Source organism: Pseudorhodobacter sp. W20_MBD10_FR17 (assembly GCF_052119765.1).
Taxonomy (GTDB): domain Bacteria; phylum Pseudomonadota; class Alphaproteobacteria; order Rhodobacterales; family Rhodobacteraceae; genus Pseudorhodobacter.
The window spans coordinates 59,815-77,895 of record NZ_JBGQOQ010000007.1; the positions used below are offsets into that span (position 1 = coordinate 59,815).

Annotated in this window: 19 protein-coding genes and 2 pseudogenes; 15 read left to right on the plus strand and 6 right to left on the minus strand. The window is 59.5% G+C overall.

Annotation, left to right across the window (positions count from 1 at the left end; all coding sequences use genetic code 11):
- The first annotated feature begins 2 nt into the window (after positions 1–2).
- From ACEN2J_RS06520 to ACEN2J_RS06530, 3 genes are read left to right on the plus strand one after another with little or no spacing between them, the layout of a single operon-like run.
- Positions 3–1,187, plus strand: coding sequence for a branched-chain amino acid ABC transporter permease (locus ACEN2J_RS06520; protein ID WP_442104262.1), 1,185 nt, complete (start codon positions 3–5; stop codon positions 1,185–1,187).
- Between the two features lie 11 nt (positions 1,188–1,198).
- Positions 1,199–1,954 (plus strand): ABC transporter ATP-binding protein, encoded by a 756-nt coding sequence (locus ACEN2J_RS06525; RefSeq protein ID WP_442104264.1) that lies wholly within the window; start codon positions 1,199–1,201, stop codon positions 1,952–1,954.
- Positions 1,955–1,986: 32 nt separating this feature from the next.
- Positions 1,987–2,742, plus strand: coding sequence for an ABC transporter ATP-binding protein (locus ACEN2J_RS06530; RefSeq protein ID WP_442104266.1), 756 nt, complete (start codon positions 1,987–1,989; stop codon positions 2,740–2,742).
- A 119-nt stretch (positions 2,743–2,861) separates the two neighbouring features.
- Here ACEN2J_RS06530 and ACEN2J_RS06535 read toward each other — a convergent pair whose 3' ends face one another.
- Both ACEN2J_RS06535 and ACEN2J_RS06540 read right to left on the minus strand, forming a co-directional pair.
- On the minus strand, positions 2,862–3,188 hold the full coding sequence (locus ACEN2J_RS06535; RefSeq protein ID WP_442104268.1) for an AzlD domain-containing protein: 327 nt from the start codon (positions 3,186–3,188) through the stop codon (positions 2,862–2,864).
- The gene (locus ACEN2J_RS06540) at positions 3,185–3,925 is read right to left on the minus strand and encodes an AzlC family ABC transporter permease (protein WP_442104269.1); all 741 of its coding nucleotides are present in this window, start codon (positions 3,923–3,925) and stop codon (positions 3,185–3,187) included. Before ACEN2J_RS06540 ends, ACEN2J_RS06535 begins: the two co-directional genes overlap by 4 nt.
- A 120-nt stretch (positions 3,926–4,045) precedes the next feature.
- Here ACEN2J_RS06540 and ACEN2J_RS06545 point away from each other — a divergent pair, with 120 nt between their 5' ends.
- Positions 4,046–4,786, plus strand: a complete 741-nt coding sequence (locus ACEN2J_RS06545) for an SDR family oxidoreductase (RefSeq protein ID WP_442104271.1) — start codon at positions 4,046–4,048, stop codon at positions 4,784–4,786.
- An 87-nt stretch (positions 4,787–4,873) separates the two neighbouring features.
- On the opposite strand, the gene ACEN2J_RS06550 is transcribed toward ACEN2J_RS06545, so the two are convergent.
- Both ACEN2J_RS06550 and ACEN2J_RS06555 read right to left on the minus strand, forming a co-directional pair.
- The gene (locus ACEN2J_RS06550; protein WP_442104272.1) at positions 4,874–5,797 is read right to left on the minus strand and encodes a sugar kinase; all 924 of its coding nucleotides are present in this window, start codon (positions 5,795–5,797) and stop codon (positions 4,874–4,876) included.
- Positions 5,794–6,315, minus strand: coding sequence for a DUF2478 domain-containing protein (locus tag ACEN2J_RS06555; protein ID WP_442104274.1), 522 nt, complete (start codon positions 6,313–6,315; stop codon positions 5,794–5,796). Before ACEN2J_RS06555 ends, ACEN2J_RS06550 begins: the two co-directional genes overlap by 4 nt.
- Before the next feature lie 63 nt (positions 6,316–6,378).
- On the opposite strand from ACEN2J_RS06555, the gene ACEN2J_RS06560 reads away from it, so the two are divergent.
- The 7 genes from ACEN2J_RS06560 to ACEN2J_RS06590 all read left to right on the plus strand — a co-directional run bounded on the left by ACEN2J_RS06560 (position 6,379) and on the right by ACEN2J_RS06590 (position 12,209).
- The gene (locus tag ACEN2J_RS06560) at positions 6,379–7,248 is read left to right on the plus strand and encodes a formate dehydrogenase accessory sulfurtransferase FdhD (protein ID WP_442104275.1); all 870 of its coding nucleotides are present in this window, start codon (positions 6,379–6,381) and stop codon (positions 7,246–7,248) included.
- Positions 7,249–7,337: 89 nt separating this feature from the next.
- A complete protein-coding gene (gene mobA / locus ACEN2J_RS06565) occupies positions 7,338–7,964 on the plus strand; it encodes a molybdenum cofactor guanylyltransferase MobA (RefSeq protein ID WP_442104277.1) in 627 nt (208 codons plus the stop codon).
- The gene (mobB, locus tag ACEN2J_RS06570) at positions 7,961–8,452 is read left to right on the plus strand and encodes a molybdopterin-guanine dinucleotide biosynthesis protein B (protein ID WP_442104279.1); all 492 of its coding nucleotides are present in this window, start codon (positions 7,961–7,963) and stop codon (positions 8,450–8,452) included. Before mobA ends, mobB begins: the two co-directional genes overlap by 4 nt.
- The gene (locus ACEN2J_RS06575) at positions 8,449–10,575 is read left to right on the plus strand and encodes a molybdopterin-binding protein (protein WP_442104280.1); all 2,127 of its coding nucleotides are present in this window, start codon (positions 8,449–8,451) and stop codon (positions 10,573–10,575) included. Before mobB ends, ACEN2J_RS06575 begins: the two co-directional genes overlap by 4 nt.
- Positions 10,576–10,721: 146 nt before the next feature.
- Positions 10,722–11,252: an NUDIX hydrolase gene (locus ACEN2J_RS06580; protein WP_442104282.1), complete on the plus strand. Its 531-nt coding sequence runs from the start codon at positions 10,722–10,724 to the stop codon at positions 11,250–11,252.
- 87 nt (positions 11,253–11,339) lie between these two features.
- Positions 11,340–11,786 (plus strand): DUF1178 family protein, encoded by a 447-nt coding sequence (locus ACEN2J_RS06585; RefSeq protein ID WP_442104283.1) that lies wholly within the window; start codon positions 11,340–11,342, stop codon positions 11,784–11,786.
- Between the two features lie 177 nt (positions 11,787–11,963).
- On the plus strand, positions 11,964–12,209 hold the full coding sequence (locus tag ACEN2J_RS06590; protein ID WP_442104285.1) for a DUF2934 domain-containing protein: 246 nt from the start codon (positions 11,964–11,966) through the stop codon (positions 12,207–12,209).
- A gap of 79 nt (positions 12,210–12,288) precedes the next feature.
- Here ACEN2J_RS06590 and ubiG read toward each other — a convergent pair whose 3' ends face one another.
- Positions 12,289–13,029, minus strand: coding sequence for a bifunctional 2-polyprenyl-6-hydroxyphenol methylase/3-demethylubiquinol 3-O-methyltransferase UbiG (gene ubiG, locus ACEN2J_RS06595; RefSeq protein ID WP_442104287.1), 741 nt, complete (start codon positions 13,027–13,029; stop codon positions 12,289–12,291).
- A gap of 61 nt (positions 13,030–13,090) precedes the next feature.
- On the opposite strand from ubiG, the gene pip reads away from it, so the two are divergent.
- Entirely contained in the window at positions 13,091–14,062 is a 972-nt protein-coding gene (pip, locus tag ACEN2J_RS06600) for a prolyl aminopeptidase (protein WP_442104289.1), read from the plus strand.
- 18 nt (positions 14,063–14,080) lie between these two features.
- Here the strand turns inward: pip and ACEN2J_RS06605 are convergent, their stop codons facing one another.
- Complete coding sequence (locus ACEN2J_RS06605; RefSeq protein ID WP_442104291.1) at positions 14,081–14,554, minus strand: RrF2 family transcriptional regulator; 474 nt, start codon at positions 14,552–14,554, stop codon at positions 14,081–14,083.
- A 128-nt stretch (positions 14,555–14,682) separates the two neighbouring features.
- Here ACEN2J_RS06605 and ACEN2J_RS06610 point away from each other — a divergent pair, with 128 nt between their 5' ends.
- The 3 genes and pseudogenes from ACEN2J_RS06610 to ACEN2J_RS06620 form a co-directional block, all read left to right on the plus strand.
- The gene (locus ACEN2J_RS06610; protein ID WP_442104292.1) at positions 14,683–16,344 is read left to right on the plus strand and encodes an ABC transporter ATP-binding protein/permease; all 1,662 of its coding nucleotides are present in this window, start codon (positions 14,683–14,685) and stop codon (positions 16,342–16,344) included.
- A 50-nt stretch (positions 16,345–16,394) separates the two neighbouring features.
- Positions 16,395–17,168: pseudogene (locus ACEN2J_RS06615) on the plus strand (ABC transporter transmembrane domain-containing protein); the annotation flags it as partial.
- Positions 17,169–17,267: 99 nt separating this feature from the next.
- Positions 17,268–17,852, plus strand: a pseudogene (locus tag ACEN2J_RS06620) (ATP-binding cassette domain-containing protein); the annotation flags it as partial.
- Positions 17,853–18,081: the final 229 nt, after the last annotated feature.

The following is an 18,081-nucleotide window of genomic DNA, read 5'->3' on the forward strand; positions in this document are numbered from 1 at the left end:
CAATGCTAGGACTTAACCGCAAAGATTTTGGTTTGTTGCTGCTGGTGGCAGCGCTTGCCTTGCTCGCCCCGTTTATCCTGAACCCGTTTCCCACCGCCAGTGGCCTGTCGCAGTTCAACGCGGGCTATCCCGATTTGATGCAACGCTTTGTGATCTTTGGCATCTTTGCCATCGGGTTTAACATTCTGTTTGGCCTGACCGGCTATCTGTCCTTTGGCCATGCTGCTTTCCTAGGTGTGGGCAGTTATTCGGCGGTCTGGATGTTCAAATTGCTGAGTATGAACGTGCTGCCGGCTTTGTTCTTGTCGGTTGTGATTGCGGGGTTGTTTGCGCTGCTGATCGGCTTTGTGTCACTGCGGCGCTCGGGGATTTACTTTTCGATCCTCACGCTGGCCTTTGCGCAGATGTCGTTCAACCTTGCCTATTCGGTGTTGACGCCAATCACCAATGGAGAAACCGGCCTGCAATTGGCGCTGGATGACCCGCGTATTCTGGATGCGGCCAACACGGCAGGGTCGGTGCCCGTCACCAGCCTGTTCGGTTTGGAAATGCGTTCGGCCTTTACGCTCGATCTGGCGGGGTGGAGCTTTACCTTTAGTGTTGGCTACTACCTCTGCGCGCTTTTCTTGTTGGTGGCGTTCTACATTTCGGTGCGCCTGTTCCGCTCGCCCTTTGGCATGATGCTGCGGGCGATCAAAACCAACCAGCAGCGGGTAAACTATACCGGCCTGAACAGCCGCCCCTATACGCTGGCCGCTTTTGTGATTTCGGGCATGTATGCCGGTTTGGCCGGTGGTTTGCTGGCCTGCATGGACCCGCTGGCCGGTGCCGACCGGATGCAATGGACAGCCTCGGGTGAGGTGGTTCTGATGACCATTCTAGGCGGCGCAGGCACCCTGATCGGGCCAGTTCTTGGCGCAGGATTCATCAAGTATTTTGAGAATATCTTCTCGAAAATAAACGATACCATCCTGCATCAATGGTTCTCTTTCCTGCCGGATTGGATGGAAAACCTGCTGGTCAACATCTTTTACCCCTTCGTCGGTAAAGGGTGGAGCCTGACGCTTGGCATCCTCTTCATGCTGGTGGTGATCTTTCTGCCGGGTGGCTTGGTGCAAGGCGGCCAGAAAATCGCGAAGAAACTGGGTTTTGGCAAGAAAGCCAAACCTGACACGCCAGCCGAATAAAGGAGCAGCACATGGGTATTCTGAACGTACAAAATGTGAATAAGCGGTTCGGCGGGCTTAAAGCGCTGAGCGATGTAAACCTCGATGTACAGGAAAACACAGTCCACGCCGTGATCGGGCCAAACGGTGCCGGCAAATCAACCTTGCTGAATTGTTTGGTCGGCAAGCTGATCCCTGATACTGGCACGGTCACCTTTCAGGGCAAATCGGTCTTGGGTAAAAAACCTTTTGAGATTAACCAGATGGGCATCAGTCGCGTGTTTCAGACGCCGGAAATCTTTAGTGATTTGTCGGTGCTGGAAAACGTGATGATCCCGTGCTTTGCGCGGCGCGATGGGTCGTTCAAGGTGAATGCCTTGGTGAACATGATGGCGCAGCGCGATATGGTTGAAAAGGCCGAGCAAATGCTGATCGATCTGCACATGATCGACAAGCGCAACATGCACGCGGCCTCGATGTCGCGCGGCGACAAACGGCGGTTGGAAATGGCTATGTGTTTGGTGCAACAGCCACGGCTTTTGCTGTTGGATGAGCCCACCGCCGGCATGGCTCGCGCTGATACCAACAACACCATTGATCTGCTAAAACAGATCAAGGCCGAACGTGACATCACTATGGTGATCATCGAACATGACATGCATGTGGTGTTTTCGCTGTCTGACCGGATTACCGTTTTGGCCCAAGGTACGCCTTTGGTCGAAGACATTCCGGAAAACATCAAAGGCCACCCCAAGGTCAAAGAAGCCTACCTTGGCGAAGCAGCGTAGGGCTTGGCAAAGCAGCATAGGGAGCATCAGCTATGATTGAACGTCCGGATTTTTCGGCAAACCGTAACCACGCCGAAACCGCGCCCGCCTATCTGTCGGTTTGGGATATCCAGGCCTATTATGGCGAGAGCTATATTGTGCAAGGCGTCAGCTTTAATGTGCACGAAGGTGAGATTTTGGCGCTGTTGGGCCGAAACGGCGCAGGCAAAACCTCTACCCTGCGCACAATTGCGCGGTTGGATAACCCGCAGCTGACGCATGGCGAAATCTGGCTAGATCATAAGCCCCTGCATAAGATGAAAAGCTATGAGGCTGCGATTGCTGGCGTGGGTTTGGTGCCCGAAGATCGTCGCATCATTCCGGGCCTGACGGTTGAAGAAAACCTTAAACTGGCCCAGATCACCAAACCCGTTGGCTGGAGCATTGAGCGTTTATATGAGTTGTTCCCCCGTTTGGGTGAACGGCGCACCCAAGACGGCGTGACCCTTTCAGGCGGCGAGCAGCAAATGCTGGCCATCGCGCGCGCATTGGCCCGCGACATCAAACTCTTGTTGCTTGATGAACCTTATGAGGGCCTTGCCCCTGTGATCGTGGATGAGATTGAAAAGACACTGCGACTGATCAAAGCTCAGGGCATCACCACCATTTTGGTCGAACAAAACGCCGTCAGGGCGCTTGCGCTGGCTGACCGTGCGATCATTCTTGATACTGGAACCGTTGTCTTTGACGGCAGCGCCTCGGAAGTTCTGGAAAACAAGGCGCTGCGCGAAGAGTATCTTGCGATTTAAGGCACGCCAATGGCGGTTGTTTCGCCTGACTTGAAAAGAAGCCTGCGCGTTTTGGATAATGCGCAGGCGTTTTATTGTGCCTGCACGGCGGCTTAGACGATAAAAATCGATGTATGGGCTTAGGCAGCCCACATCCATTGCAGCAGCCACAAACTTCCCATGCCGACGCTAATCGCCCAAATCACACCCAGCCGCCAGCCCGCCAACAGTGCGGCCAAGGCGGCCATCATGCGCAACGGGTCCAACTGTCCCCCCGCCGCCGCTGGCCATAAAATCATCGGGGTCACCAATGCGGGCAGCACCGCCACCCCAACATAGCGCAAATGCACCAGTAACCATTCGGGCAGTTGGCGCCCGCCCAACAGCCCCAAAAACGAAAACCGGATCAAATAGGTGCCCACGCCCAACACCAGCGTCACCAGCCAAAAGGTGCCGTTATCAATCATCCCGACACCTTTGCCTGCAACTGCTTTTCTCGTAGCTGGCGCTTTTGCCAAAACTCCACCTGCGCGCCGGCCAGCATCGCCAAAATTGCCGCCACAATCAGCCCGAAATTCCAAGGCAACCACGCAAATCCGATCGCGGCAAATATTGAGACACCAGCAGCCACGATATAAGGCAGGCTGCGCAGCATCGGCGCAAACAGCGCGATAAAGCAAATCGGCACGGCAAAATCAGGCGACAAAGATGCCGGTATGGCCTTGCCCAACAGCGCCCCCAAAAACGTGCAAATATACCAAGGAATGCACACGATCGTGATGCAGCCGAAATAATAGCTCACCTTTTCACTCAGCGGCATTTCGGGTTTCGCCTCAAACGTTTGCACCGAAACCGCATAAACCTGATCCACCATCACATAGGCCATCAACGCCCGCAGTCGCAGGGACGCCTTGCCCAAATGCGGCACCAAAGCTGCCGAATACATCGCCATCCGCATGTTCACCGCCAAGGATGCCAGCAGCACCACAAACACCGGCGCGCCCTCTTGCAGCAGGCTTAGGGCAGTAAATTGCGCCGATCCGGCAATCACAATGGCCGACATCGCAACCACCTGCAAAAGATCCAAGCCCGCATCGGTGGCAACCATGCCAAATAGCGCCGAAAACGGCACCACGATCACAATAAACGGGCTACAATCGCGCAAGCCCTGCCAAAACGCACGGCGGTTCCAGTCAATTTTCAAAATGTGGTCCTAATGTATCAGCCTTACACAGGCGTTCGGGCTTGCACCAAAGGCTACCAGACCTCAACATGCCCCCAGCCTGCAACCCAAAATCCGCCAACCGCTACGAAAGGCCCAGACATGACCCGCCAAACCATCCTTATCACGGGCGCAGGCTCGGGCATCGGCCGCGCCACCGCACAGGCCTTTCTTGCCGCAGGCTGGCGCGTGGGCCTTATCGGTCGCCGCCCAGACCCGCTGACACAAACGGCAAATGGTCACGAAGGCGCCCTCATCCTGCCGTGCGATGTCACCAACCCCGAACAGGTAGATGCCGCTTTTGCAACCGCAGCCAAAACTTGGGGCCAGATCGGTGCGCTTTTCAACAACGCAGGCACCGCACTTCCCGCGACCCTGATCGACGAAATCAGTGTCAAAGACTGGCTCCACCTCTCAAATGTCAACATCACAGGCATGTTCCTCTGCGCCCGCGCTGCCTTTCGCCATATGCGTGCGCAAACCCCGATGGGTGGGCGGATCATCAACAACGGCTCAATTTCGGCCTCAGTCCCGCGCCCTGGCTCGGCGCCCTATACGATGTCCAAACATGCCGTCACCGGCCTCACGCGCACGTTGTCGCTTGATGGCCGTCCGTTCAACATCGCCTGCGGTCAAATCGATATCGGCAACGCCCTCACCGAAATGGCCACCCCGATGACCAAAGGCGTCCCTCAAGCCAACGGTGCAACCGCCGCAGAGCCTGTGATGGACGTCAAGCACATCGCCACATCCGTCCTGCACATGGCAAACCTGCCGCTAGACGCAAACGTCCAGTTCATGACAGTGATGGCCACCGCCATGCCCTTTATCGGACGCGGCTAATTCCGCTTTCTGTTCGGTATAAATATCCTCAGGGGGTGAATTTTCCGTTAGGAAAAGAGGGGGCAGAATGCCCCCTAACCCTGCCCCTTAAACAACAATCTCGCACAGTGCGCCACGCCGCCCAATCACCTGCGCCGCCATCTTCGCGCCCGCCCGAACCGAGGCTGCAACATCGCCCCCCGCCAACCACGCGCTTAGGAAACCGGCATTAAAGCTGTCACCCGCAGCGGTCGTATCCACAATCTGGCCCACAACTTCGGGCGCATGGGTGTCGTAAACATCGCCCTCGCGCGTCAACATTTCATCGCCGCCGTTTTTCACAATCACCAGCCCTGCACCAACCTCGGCATAACGGTCGGCGGTGGCCTTTACATCGGCATCGCCAAAGAAGGTGGCTTCATCTTCATGCGAGGGCAAAACGATATCCGACAGCGCGGCAGCTTCCATCACCACACGGCACATCGTCGCCTCATCCGTCCACAGCCGCGGCCGCAGGTTCGGGTCAAACACCACCCGCGCCCCCGCCGCCCGTGCTGCCGCCATCGCGGCATAAAGGTTCTCGCGCCCCGCACCTTCCAAAATCGCCAGCGTGATCCCCGACAGATACACAACGCCTGCATCGGCCAAACCCGCCGTCAGCCCTGCCGTATCCTCGGCCAGCAACCGCGCTGCCGACTGCCCGCGCCAATAGGCAAAGCTGCGCTCGCCGTCCTTCAACTCGATCAAATACAGGCCAACCGTCCGCCCCGGCACCCGCGCAATGTGGCGCGTGCCAACACCGGCATCCGCGAAAAACTGCACCATCCGCTCAGATACGGCGTCTTGGCCAACGGCCGTCAAATACTCGACCGCCCAAGCCTTTGGCAGCGCGCGGCGCAAATACCACGCCGTGTTTAGCGTATCACCGGCAAAGCCCATCCGGTAATCGCCCGCAGCCGCTGCCGGTGCAAACTCTACCATTGCCTCGCCAATACAGGTGATCTGGCGGTTTTGGGGAACAACAACTGTCATTTAAGGCCCTTTGCTTGGCTCATGCAAAATTGCAAAATTACATCACGCGAACAGGTCAGCGCAACGCCAAACCCTTCCGCAAATTCATCAAACGCGGCTTGATAGCCTGCATTTACCGCTGTCAGAACCGGAATTCCAGCCGCCAGCGCTTGTCCGATCACAGGGCGAAACCCGCGCCCCTCAGCCTCTTGGCGGCCAAATTTGTTGACGATTAACAGATCGGGCAGCGCACTCTGCCCGATTTCTAGCGCACGCTCAACCATTCCCACCGCTTGCGCCAATCCTGCAGGGTCTAACCGGCATCCTGTCGCTAAACTGCCAAGACTCTGGCTAATCCGGATCACTTCGGCCCCTGTCAACACATGCAAATCCATGTGGCAGCGCCGCGCGGGGTCAAATTCCTCATTCACCTGCACAACGCCCGCCACGGACAGGCCCGCGCGGCGCAGCTCTGCTGCGACCTCGGCCAAAACCAGATCGGCTTGGCCGCGCTCTCCACCTGTCACATACCCCAGCATCGCGCCCCTCTTGCAACTGCTGGCACTGGCATACAAGATGATGCCAGCCGATGAAAGCATCCTATGACACCCGATTTCCCAATCCTTCCCAATCCAACCGACCCGCGCCTGACCCGCGCGATTACCGGCACCGACCAAACCGGCGCCGAAGTGACCCTTTCGGTGGTCGAGGAACGCCCGCTGACCATCTACCTCAATTCCCAAGAAATCGTCACGGCGATGACCATCGGCGACTATCCAGAATATCTTGCCCTTGGTTTCTTGCGCAATCAAGGCATGCTGCGCAGCGATGATGTCGTGACGGGCATTGAGTATGATGACGAGCTTGAGGTCGTCGTTGTCCGTACCCAGCGCCAAACCAGCTATGAGGAAAAGGTCAAAAAGAAAACCCGCACCTCGGGCTGTGCAGTCGGCACCGTTTTCGGCGATATGATGGAGGGGCTAGAGGGCCTGACCCTGCCGCAAACCCCGGTCCGCACCTCATGGCTTTATGCGTTAGCGCATCAGATTAATACTGTGCCGTCCTTGTACCTTGAGGCTGGCGCGATTCACGGCACCACGTTGTGCATGGGTGATAAGCCACTTGTGTATATGGAGGACGTGGGCCGCCATAACGCGGTTGATAAGATCAGCGGTTTTATGTTCCAGCATGGCATCGAGGCGCAGGATAAAATCCTCTATACCACAGGCCGTCTGACCTCGGAAATGGTGATTAAAACCGCGCTGATGGGTATTCCCGTGCTCGCCTCGCGTTCCGGCTTTACTGCTTGGGGAGTAGAGATCGCGCGGCAAGTCGGCCTGACCCTGATCGGCAGAATGCGCGGTCAACGTTTTGTCTGCCTGTCGGGCGAAGACCGTTTGATCCGTGACGCCGACCTTTCGCAGCCAGACGAAGACCGAAAACACCGCCGCAAAGGCAGTCAGGATGACTGACAATTTCACCGCCCCTTTCCCACACGCAGCCTCCGCGCTGAAAAATTTGCAGGCGAACTGTGGCCAAGCCCAAGGATGGAAATTCGCTTATGCCTAACCTTCCCGGCGTCATCTTGCCCGGCGTCATCTTGGCAGGCGGTCGCGCGACTCGCATGGGCGGCGGCGATAAAGGGCTGCGCGTGGTCGCAGGTAAGAGGTTGATCGACCATGTGATTACGCGCCTGTCCGCCCAATGCAGCCCCCTTGCCATTAACGCCAACGGCGACCCCGCGCGGCTGATGGAATTTGGCCTGCCGATCTTGGCTGACAGTCTGCCAGATCATCCCGGCCCTTTGGCAGGCGTGCTTGCAGGCCTTGATTGGGCGGCCGGCTTTGGCGCGTCGGCTATCATCACTGCCGCCGCTGATACGCCATTTTTCCCAGAAAATCTGGCCGCGCAGCTTGTCGCCAATGCTGGCCCCACCGGCCTCTGCCTTGCCGCCAGCGCCGATCCTTCGGACAAGATGCAGCGCCAGCCTACCTTTGGCCTTTGGCCCACCGCTTTGCGCCATGATCTGCGCGCGGCGTTGCAAGGCGGCTTGCGCAAAATCGTGTTGTGGACCGATAGCCACAACGCAGGCAGCGCCGAATTTGCCAGCCAGCCGTTTGATCCCTTCTTCAACATCAACACCCCCGAGGATATTGTCGCGGCGGAAATCTTGATGGGGCGGGCATGAAACTCTACGGCGTTACGGGCTATAAAAACGCAGGCAAAACCGGGCTGATGGTGCGCTTGGTTACCGAAATCACGGCACGCGGCTTTACCGTTTCCACCATCAAACACGCCCATCACGCCACCGATATCGATCACGAGGGGCGCGACAGCTATCGCCACCGTCAGGCGGGCGCGGGGCAGGTTCTCGTATCGTCGCCCGTCCGCTGGGCTTTGATGACCGAGTTGCGCGATGCGCCAGAGCCATCTTTGGATGACCTGCTTATGCGCCTTAACCCCGTCGATCTCGTTCTGATCGAAGGCTACAAATTGGCACCCCACCCGAAAGTAGAGGCTCACCGGTTTGAAACTGGTCGCCCTTTGCTGGCCCCCCAAAACCCGACCATCCGCGCTGTGGCCTCAAACGCCACGCCGGATGTGACCTGCCCGATTTTCCATCTCGACGACACTGCCGCCATTGCCGACTTTATCGTGTCCGGGGTCGGGTTATGACCTTCGACCAAGTCATCGTTCTCGATTGGTCCGCCGCAGGCACCCCCAAACTGGGCAAAGATTCCATCTGGATTGGCCACGCAACCGCCGCAGGTGTTACTGCCGAAAACATCGCCACCCGCAGGCGGGCCGAAACCCGCCTTGCCACCCTGATCGACGCAGCACTTTCCGTAAATCACCGCCTTTTGCTTGCTGCCGATTTCGCTTTTGGCGCGCCCAAGGGTTTTACCCAAACCCTTACCGGCCAACCCAATGCCCTCGCGCTTTGGGATTGGCTTGCGACCCGCATCACCGACACCGACAAAAACGCCACCAATTACCGTACTATCGCAGCGGAAATGAACGCGCAGTTTGCGGGCCATGGCCCGTTCTGGGGTAATGGCCAGAAATATGAGACCCCCGGTCTGCCACGGACCAAACCCGCGCACCCACTAGGGTTGGCCGAACACCGCACCGCCGAGCAAGTGGGGCACGAGGGCGGCCTTAGGCCCAAGACGCTGTGGCAACTCGCGGGGGCAGGGGCGGTTGGCGCGCAATCCCTTACGGGCATCCCGATGCTGCACCGCCTGCGCGCCCGCCATGCGGATAAAACCGCCATCTGGCCGCTGGAACCGACCGAGGCCGCCGCGGTGGTCATCGCCGAGGCCTATCTTTCGCTTTTGGGTGATGAGGTCCGTGCGGCCACCGCCCAAGGCATGATCCAAGACGAAGCCCAAACGCGGCTTCATGCCCAAGCCTTTCTAACCCTTGCTAAAAACGGTAACCTCGCAGTGCTCATGGCCCCCGATCATCCTGCCGAAACGCTGCTGGCTGAGGGCTGGTATTTGGGCGCAGGGCAGGCGGCCACCGTGCGGGCAGGCCTGCATACCCTTACCCCACCGCGCCTGCGCAACGACTGTTTCGCCATGCCCCAAGGTGTCGCGTGGACCCAAGTGGATGACGCGTTGGATCGCCTCCGCGCCACCCTTCACCCCGTCACGCAGATTGAGGCGACCCCGCTTGCCGCAGCCCTTGGGCGTGTCCTTGCTGCCGATGTCACTGCGCAACGCGCCAACCCGCCCCACGCCAATTCTGCCGTTGATGGCTATGGTTTTGCCCATGCGGCAACAGGCGCGGGGGTTTGCCAGCTTCCGCTTGCGCAAGGTCGCGCCGCCGCAGGGCAACCTTTTGCAGGCGCAGTGCCTCACGGCCAAGCCGTTCGCGTTCTGACCGGCGCAATCCTGCCCCAAGGCGTCGATACCGTGGTGCTAGAGGAAGACTGCGCCATTAGCCCCACTGCTATCGCCTTTGATGGCCCTTTAAAGCCCCGCGCCAACACCCGCAGCAAAGGCGAAGACCTGCCCCAAGGTGCCCCCGCCCTTGCAAAAGGCCACAAACTCCGCGCCCCCGATCTGGCCTTGCTGGCCGCGACCGGAACGACGACAGTTCAAACCTACAGGCGCCTGCGCGTAGGCGTCCTGTCTACAGGCGACGAAATTGTCAGCCGTAACGCTCAGCCCCATGAAATATACGACGCCAACCGCCCCATGCTCCTCGCGCTTGCCGCGGGTTGGGGGTTTGATGCGATCGACCTTGGCCATGCCTGCGATGCCCCCGCAGCCATCCGTAACCACCTGAATCACGGCGCAAAAACTGCCGATGTCATCCTCACCTCTGGCGGTGCCTCGGCGGGTGATGAGGACCACGTCTCACGTCTGCTTGCCGCCGAGGGCCACCTCTCCAGCTGGCGAATCGCGATGAAGCCAGGTCGCCCTTTGGCGTTGGCAGTTTGGCAAGGCACCCCCGTTCTGGGCTTGCCTGGCAATCCTGTTGCAGCCCTTACCTGCGCGCTTATCTTTGCCCGCCCAACGCTGTTTGCACTTGCTGGTGCGGGCTGGCAAACGCCGCAACGGTTCCCCCTGCCTGCTGCCTTTTCCAAATCCAAAAAGGCTGGCCGCCGCGAATACCTGCGGGCGCGCCTTAACGCCGATGGCCATGCAGAGGTTTTTGCGTCCGAAGGGTCGGGCCGCATTTCGGGTCTGTCTTGGGCCACCGGTTTGGTGGAACTGCCAGATGGGGCCGCCGAAATTAGCCCCGGAACGGCCGTCCAATACCTGCCCTACAGCGGGTTTGGCCTGAACTAACCCACCTGTCGCTTGCTGTAAAAATGTGGCCATGCCTTGAAAAACAGACTGTTTTTCAGTATATATTAACATTCAAGCTGCAAAATGCCTGCCGAACCGGCAGCCCAGAATAACAAGCAGCACAACAGGCAACCCCATAGGTACCCATGCCCAAAACGACCCTTAATGCCGATGAACCGCGCGCCCAATTTGGGGCCCTTTGCTGGCGTGCAGGCAAATCGGGGGCCGAGGTTTTGCTGATCTCTAGCCGTGAAACCGGCCGTTGGGTCATTCCCAAAGGGTGGCCGATGGATGGCAGAACCGGCCCCGAGGCCGCAGCGATTGAGGCATGGGAAGAAGCCGGGGTAAAAGGCCGGATAGATGCGGCGAAGCTGGGCCATTTCAGCTATGATAAAACGCTGAAGCGCGACACCAAGAACGAAAGCATTCAGCCCTGTATGGTTGAGGTTTTCCCGCTTCAGGTTGAAAAACTCGCCACGGATTTTCCAGAACAACGCCAGCGCCGCCGCAAATGGTTCGCGCCAGATAAAGCTGCCCGCAGGGTGGCAGAATCCGAACTCAAGGTGCTATTGGCCAGGTTTAGCCCCGCCTTGCCGTCAGATAAGGGTGCCGCCCAAGCGCCGCCTGAAAAGGCCAATAAAAACGCCAGCATAAAGCGCCGCAAACGCAAACCCTAGTGCTACCGCTAAGGCTTGATTCCTGCGTCAAATAGCTTAGGAAGAAAACGGGTCAATCCGCGCCCATGCTGCATTTCAAGGCCAAATATGATCCGATATTCGCTTAAATGCGCCGCCGAACACAGCTTTGACAGCTGGTTCCAGTCGGCCACCGCATTTGATGCCTTGGCGGCAGCGGGCCATGTCACATGCCCCAACTGTGGCAGTGCCGACATCAGTAAAACCCTGATGGCACCGGCGGTCACCCCAGCCCGCAAAAGCGCCCACAACAGCGCTGTGCCCAGTTTGGAAAAACCGCTTTCCACGCCTGCCAACCCCCAAGAACAGGCCCTTGCCGCGCTGAAGGCCGAGGTCGAGGCGAATTCCGATTACGTTGGCAAAAGCTTTGCCGCCGAGGCGCGCAAAATGCACGAAGGCGTCACGCCACCGCGCGCCATCCACGGCGAAGCACGGTTGGATGAGGCAAAAAAGCTGGTCGAAGACGGCGTGCCCGTTATGCCGCTTCCGTTCTTGCCCCCTCGCAAGCTTAACTAGCGCGGTATTCCAATCGACCAAAATCTTGGGCCGTCAAGTTTTGTGATTGCTCAAAATAGGCTAGCGCCGCGTTCAGACCAGGTTTACAATTCGCGACAGGGACGTTGTAAATGCCCCGATTTTAGGGTATGTTAGCGCTATCATAATTTGTTTGAACCATGATGTTTAGGAAATCCCATGCCGAAGAAAGAATTGGACGAAGCAAAACTGCGTGACGCTGCCTATCAGCTTTGGTTGGCCGATGGTCAGCCCGAAGGCCGCGACCAAGAGCATTGGCACAAGGCCGTAGAGGCGCTGGCAACCCCCGAAGTTAAGGCCGAACCTAAGGCAAAAGCGCCGCGTAAGACCGCGCCAAAGGCTGCTGCAAAGCCAAAGGCCCCAGCGAAATCTGCCGCAAAACCGCGCAAGCCCAAAGCCTCTTAACGCGGCAAAGGAAAACTGTAGGTCGGGGCTTCCCCGACTTTTTCCCTTGCGATCGGGCTGGCTGGTTGGTTTTTGCTTTTCAGGCGGGTTTCACGCTCGCCGTCACATAGTTCACCGATAAATCCCGATCCGACAGCGACCAGTTCCAGCGGATCGGATTGAAAACCATTCCCTTGCGGTCAACTGGTTTCAAGCCCGCCTTTTTAAGCATGTCATACAGCTCTTCCGGCGTGATGAATTTTGCCCAATCATGCGTGCCTTTGGGCAACCAGCGCATCACCCATTCCGCCCCGATAATCCCCATCATAAAGCTTTTTGAGTTGCGGTTCAGAGTCGAACAAATCATCAGCCCCCCCGGTTTCAAAAGCCCCTGACAGGCCGTTAAAAAGGCTTGCGGGTCGGCGACATGTTCGACCACTTCCATGTTCAAAACCACGTCAAAAATCTCGTCCGCTTTGGCCAAGTCTTCGGCCGCGCAATGACGGTAATCAATCGTCAGGCCCATCTGCTCGGCATGCAGCTTTGCCACAGGAATATTTCGGCCCGCCGCATCCGCCCCCACAACCTCGGCCCCCAGCCGCGCCATGGGTTCAGACAGTAGCCCCCCGCCACAGCCGATATCCAGCAGGCGCAACCCCTTGAAGGGCAGCGGCGTGGTTAAATCGCGGTTAAATTCCGCAGCGATCTGCGCGGTGATATAATCCAGCCGACATGGGTTCAGCATGTGCAGCGGTTTGAATTTCCCCGCCGGATCCCACCATTCCGCCGCCATCGCTTCAAATTTTGCAACTTCGGCGGGGTCAATCGTGTTTAAATCCATCTCACACTCCTTGCAGTTTCGGGCCGGGAAAGGCAGGCTTGGCGTATCATATAGGACGACCATGGACCATAGATCAGGCCAAAAGAGCGCATTTCAGTATTTATATCCCCCGTTGGACCCATTCGATCAGAAGGTGATGGATGTGGGCGACGGGCATCAGATTTATGTCGAGCAATGCGGGCGCCCCGATGGCATCCCCGTTTTGGTGGTTCATGGCGGGCCGGGGGGCGGGTGTAGCCCTGCGATGCGGCGGTATTTTGACCCATCGGTGTACCGGATAATTTTGTTTGATCAACGCGGCTGCGGCCGGTCGCGCCCGCACGCCTCGATTGATGACAATACGACCTGGCATTTGGTCGCCGATATTGAGGCTATTCGGGCGTCGCTCGGGCTGGGTCAGATGATCCTTTTTGGCGGTAGCTGGGGCGCAACTTTGGCCCTGATTTACGCAATCACCCACCCTGAAAATGTGGCACATCTGGTGCTGCGAGGCGTGTTTACGATGACCCAAACCGAGCTTGACTGGTTTTACGGCGGCGGGGCGGGGCGGTTTTTTCCCGATATTTGGGGCCGGTTTGTGCAGGCTATCCCAGAGGTCGAGCGGGATGACCTGATCAACGCGTATCATCGGCGGCTTTTCTCGGGCAATGTGGCCGAAGAAATGCGGTTTGCCCGACTTTGGGCGAACTGGGAAAATGCCCTTGCATCGATCAACTCGAATATGGTCGCGGGCGAGGGGCCTTCCGAGTATGCGCGGGCATTTTCGCGGCTAGAGAACCACTATTTCGTCAACAAGGGGTTTTTGGCCGAAGACGGCTGGATCTTGAAAAACAGGCACCGGATTGAGAGGATTAGCGCTGATATTGTGCAGGGTCGCTATGATATGGTTTGCCCTCCAATCTCGGCCTACCAGCTGGCAGATGGGTGGGAAAACGCCCGTTTGAATATGATCCCCTTGGCAGGGCACGCGCTGTCTGAGCCCGCGATTTCAGAGGCGTTGGTCGCGGTCATGGATAGGTTGCCGCTACGATAAATCACGCGGTTGGCTGCATTAGGTAAGGGCGCTCTCGGTGCAGGTGCGGCGCAAGCTGTCGGGCACCTCTAGCAGCGCGGTCAGGCCGCAATTGCCTTTGGTCAGGTCTTCAAGTGTGACCATGTCCAGCTCATGGTAAAACGCCTCTACCGCGCGTGACAGGTAGCCCCGTAGGCGGCAGGTCTCGGACAGCGGGCAGGTGTTGGTTTCGGCCGAAAAGCATTCGGCAAAGGGGACACCAGATTCGAACACGCGAAACACATCGCCGATCGAGATTTGCGCGGCAGGGCGGGTCAGGCGCAGGCCACCGCTGCGGCCACGGATAGTATCAACAAAGCCGAAACCTTGCAGCGCGTTCACCACTTGCAGCAGGTGATTAAGCGACGCATTGCAGGCCGTTGCAATCTCGGCGCTGCGCAGGGTGATCGCGTCATTCACGGCACAGGCCATAAGAACGCGGACGGCAAGGTTGGTTTTCGTGGTCAGGCGCATAAAACTGGCTTTCTGGCTGCGACTATTATTGCTTATCGGCTGAGGCGGCGGATGTATTTGATCCAGATCACATCGGGGGGATGGATTTTGATCTAAGTCGTATCTGAAATATATGTTTGAGAGCTGTTTTGGACCACGCCGGTAAACCCATTCCCAATGCCTTAGCCAATCGCGCCGTGCTGTTATCGCCCGGAGTGCGGCTGCAAAGGCGTGCGGCTGGGCTGTCGGTTCTGGCGGGTGCGCTGTGGCCGATACAGGCAGCGGTGGTGGCTTGGGCGCTTGGTGGGCTGTTGGCGGGGACAACACCATCAGGGTTGACGGCAGTGCTGGGTTTTGGCGGGTTGGGCGTGTTGCGGGCGGCGCTTGGTTATATGGCCGAGGCCCAAGCGCAAGCGGCAGCCGAGGCGGTGATAGCAAAGGCCCGCGATGCCCTTGTTACCACCGAGTCGCGCCGCGCCACAGAAAGCGGCGTTGGCGGCGCAGGCAGCATAGCGGCTTTGGCAGGCGAAAAGCTGGACGTTTTGGGCCCGTTCGTTACCCGCTATGCCCCCGCGCGGGCACGGGTGATGGTGTTGCCTTTGCTGATTCTGGTGCTGGCGTTTTGGCAGTCGTGGGCGGTGGGTATTGTGCTACTGATTTCCGGCCCGCTGATTCCGGTGTTCATGGCGCTGGTCGGGATGGCCGCAAAAGAGGCGAGCGCCCGGCAGATGGCCGAGATTGGCACCCTGAACGATTTTCTGGTTGAGCGGCTGTCGGCGCTGGTCGATATCCGGCTGCTGGGCGCAGGGCCTAAGGTGGTGCAAAGCTTTGCCACGCAGGCGGGCGATCTGCGTCAGCGGACGATGGCGGTGTTGGCGGTAGCGTTTTTGTCTTCGACAGTGCTGGAGCTGTTTGCCGCGATTGGCGTGGCGATGGTGGCGGTTTATGTCGGGTTTTCCCTGCTGGGCGAGTTGCATTTTGGCGCGTGGGGCAGGGCGATTACGCCACAAGCGGGGGTGTTTTTGTTGCTGCTCGCGCCCGAATTTTACCAGCCGTTGCGTGATTTATCCGCCGCTTGGCATGATAAGGCCGCCGCCGATGCCGTGATGGACGAGTTGGCAGCCTATGCCCAAGATCCTGTGGTCGCATTGCCCGGTCGTGGTGCCCTAGCGGCGCGGTTGGCGGGGCCTGCAACTGTGGCGCTGCGGGGGTGCTTTACGCCGGCGGGTGTGCGGTTGCCAGATATCACCATTGCTGCGGGCGAAAAGGTGGCGCTGATCGGGCCCAGTGGTGCGGGCAAAACCAGTGTTTTGAGGCTGATGGCGGGGTTGGAGCTGCCGCAACAGGGCGCTGTTGTGGTGGCGGGCCAGGCCTTGGCCGCAAACCTTGCCGATGCGTGGCGCGCGCGGGTGGGCTGGATGCCGCAAGCGCCGCATTTTATGAACAGCAGCTTGCGCGAAAACCTGAGTTTGGGGCGGGTTGGCGACCTTGAGGGCGCGCTGAAAACGGCGGCTGTTGGGGCCGCGGTGCAAGCATTGCCGCAGAGATTGGCAACGCGGTTGGGCGAAACCGGCGGCGGGTTGTCGGGGGGCGAGGCGCGGCGTGTCACCTTGGCGCGGGCGGTTTTCGGCGCGCCGGACGTGATTTTGGCCGATGAGCCGACAGCCGATTTGGACGCCGACACCGCGCGGCTGGTGACCGAAGGGTTGCTGGCGCAGGCCGCCAAAGGGGCGACCTTGGTGATCGCCACGCATGACGCAGGGCTGGCCGCGCAGATGGACCGGATTATCGATTTGGGGGCGATCCAATGAACGCGCTGTGGGCAATTTCCGCGGTAATTTTGCGCGACCAACGCAAGGCGATGCTGCGGGGGGCGGCGTTGGCTGTGGTTGTGTTGGTGATAGGGGTGGCCCTGCTGGGCCTGTCGGGGTGGTTTATCACGGCGGCAGCGGCGGCGGGGATTGCGGGCACGGGGGCGGTGTTTGATGTGTTTCGCCCCTCAGCTATGGTGCGGTTTTTGGCACTGGGGCGGGCGGCTGCGCGGTATGGCGAGCGGATGCTGACGCATGACGCCACGCTGCGCGCGCTGGAAACGCTGCGGTTGCGGGTGCTGCGGGCGCAGATGGCGGCGGATTATCCAGCGATGATACGGTTGCGCGGGGCGCAGGCGTTAAGCAGGTTGACGGCGGATATTGATGCGCTGGACGGGGTGCCGCTGCGGCTGGTTCTGCCGGTGATTGCGGGTGTGGCGGCACAGGTTCTGGCGTTGATTGCATTGTGGGTTCTGGTGGCGCCTGTGGTCGCGCTTTGGGTGGTTGCGGGCTTTGTTTTGGGGGGCGCGCTGATCTTTGGCGGCATGGCGCGGGTGACGTTGCCGCTGTCACGGCGGGCCGAGGTGGCCGCACAAGCCTTTCGTGCGCGGTTGATTGACCTGATCCGTGCGCGGCGGGATTTGGCGGTGTATGGGCGGTTGGAGGCGCAAGCGCAGTCGGTGCGGGCCGCCGAGGCGCGGCGGTTTGGGTTGCGTCGTCGGCTAGACGGGGCTGAGCGTTTGGCAGGGGCTGCCGTAGCAGCGCTTGGCGCGGTGGTGGCGGCTGGCGCGTTGGGCATCGGGATGGCGCTGGTTCAAGCGGGGCAGATTGAGCCCGCTTTTGCCGCGCTGGGCTTTTTTGCCGCGCTGGCGCTGGCCGAGACGGTGATGCCGCTGCGCCGTGCAGTGGCCGATTTGGGGCGGATGGTGGATGCGGCGCGGCGTGTGCGGGTGGATGTGCCAGATGCGGGCAGAGTTTTCGCGGCGCCAAAGGGGCATGCTTTGCGGCTGCACGATGTGGGGTTGTGGCGGATCGGGGTGGATGTGCCAATTGTGACGGGGTTTTCGCTGGGTCTGGCAGCGGGCGAGACGGTTGCGATTACGGGGCCGAGCGGGGCGGGGAAATCATCCCTGCTGCTGGCTGTGGCGGGGCTGCATGCGGTGGCCGCGGGGCGAATTACCTTGGGGGGTGTCGATGTGGGCGACTGGGGCGAGGCCGCGTTGCGCCGCGCTGTGACCTTGTTGCCGCAGCGCACGGGCTTGATGGCGGGGTCGGTCGCCGATGCGCTGCGGATTGCTGCCGATGCGAGTGAGGCGCAGATGTGGGAGGTGTTGGAGGCGGTCGAGCTTGCGGCGCTGGTACGGGAAAGGGGCGGGCTAAGCGCACAGATTGGTGCGCGGGGCGGGCTGCTTTCAGGTGGTGAGGCGCGGCGTTTGGCGCTCGCGCGGGCTTTGCTGCGCCGCCCGCAGGTTTTGCTGTTGGATGAGCCGACCGAGGGGTTGGATGACGCCACCGCCGCTTTGGTATTGCAAGGCGTGCGGCGGGTCTTGCCGGATGCGGCGATTTTGATTGCCGCGCACCGGCAGGTTGAGGTGGCCTGTTCTGGACGCGTTGTGGCGCTGACCTGAGAGTCTGCTTGCAATTGGCGGGGGCGTAGCCTATATCACCGTCAACAGCTGTTTCAGGGTCCATACCTGAAGCTACCGGAACCTGATGCGGGCCTGTTGGCCCGTTTTT

Bases quoted from the DNA above. Each gene is read 5' to 3' on its own strand.
- ACEN2J_RS06520 (WP_442104262.1), top strand. From the start codon at position 3: ATGCTAGGACTTAACCGCAAAGATTTTGGTTTGTTGCTGCTGGTGGCA.
- ACEN2J_RS06525 (WP_442104264.1), top strand. From the start codon at position 1,199: ATGGGTATTCTGAACGTACAAAATGTGAATAAGCGGTTCGGCGGGCTT.
- ACEN2J_RS06530 (WP_442104266.1), top strand. From the start codon at position 1,987: ATGATTGAACGTCCGGATTTTTCGGCAAACCGTAACCACGCCGAAACC.
- ACEN2J_RS06535 (WP_442104268.1), bottom strand. From the start codon at position 3,188: ATGATTGATAACGGCACCTTTTGGCTGGTGACGCTGGTGTTGGGCGTG.
- ACEN2J_RS06545 (WP_442104271.1), top strand. From the start codon at position 4,046: ATGACCCGCCAAACCATCCTTATCACGGGCGCAGGCTCGGGCATCGGC.
- ACEN2J_RS06550 (WP_442104272.1), bottom strand. From the start codon at position 5,797: ATGACAGTTGTTGTTCCCCAAAACCGCCAGATCACCTGTATTGGCGAG.
- ACEN2J_RS06555 (WP_442104274.1), bottom strand. From the start codon at position 6,315: ATGCTGGGGTATGTGACAGGTGGAGAGCGCGGCCAAGCCGATCTGGTT.
- ACEN2J_RS06560 (WP_442104275.1), top strand. From the start codon at position 6,379: ATGACACCCGATTTCCCAATCCTTCCCAATCCAACCGACCCGCGCCTG.
- mobA (WP_442104277.1), top strand. From the start codon at position 7,338: ATGCCTAACCTTCCCGGCGTCATCTTGCCCGGCGTCATCTTGGCAGGC.
- mobB (WP_442104279.1), top strand. From the start codon at position 7,961: ATGAAACTCTACGGCGTTACGGGCTATAAAAACGCAGGCAAAACCGGG.
- ACEN2J_RS06575 (WP_442104280.1), top strand. From the start codon at position 8,449: ATGACCTTCGACCAAGTCATCGTTCTCGATTGGTCCGCCGCAGGCACC.
- ACEN2J_RS06580 (WP_442104282.1), top strand. From the start codon at position 10,722: ATGCCCAAAACGACCCTTAATGCCGATGAACCGCGCGCCCAATTTGGG.
- ACEN2J_RS06585 (WP_442104283.1), top strand. From the start codon at position 11,340: ATGATCCGATATTCGCTTAAATGCGCCGCCGAACACAGCTTTGACAGC.
- ACEN2J_RS06590 (WP_442104285.1), top strand. From the start codon at position 11,964: ATGCCGAAGAAAGAATTGGACGAAGCAAAACTGCGTGACGCTGCCTAT.
- ubiG (WP_442104287.1), bottom strand. From the start codon at position 13,029: ATGGATTTAAACACGATTGACCCCGCCGAAGTTGCAAAATTTGAAGCG.
- pip (WP_442104289.1), top strand. From the start codon at position 13,091: ATGGACCATAGATCAGGCCAAAAGAGCGCATTTCAGTATTTATATCCC.
- ACEN2J_RS06605 (WP_442104291.1), bottom strand. From the start codon at position 14,554: ATGCGCCTGACCACGAAAACCAACCTTGCCGTCCGCGTTCTTATGGCC.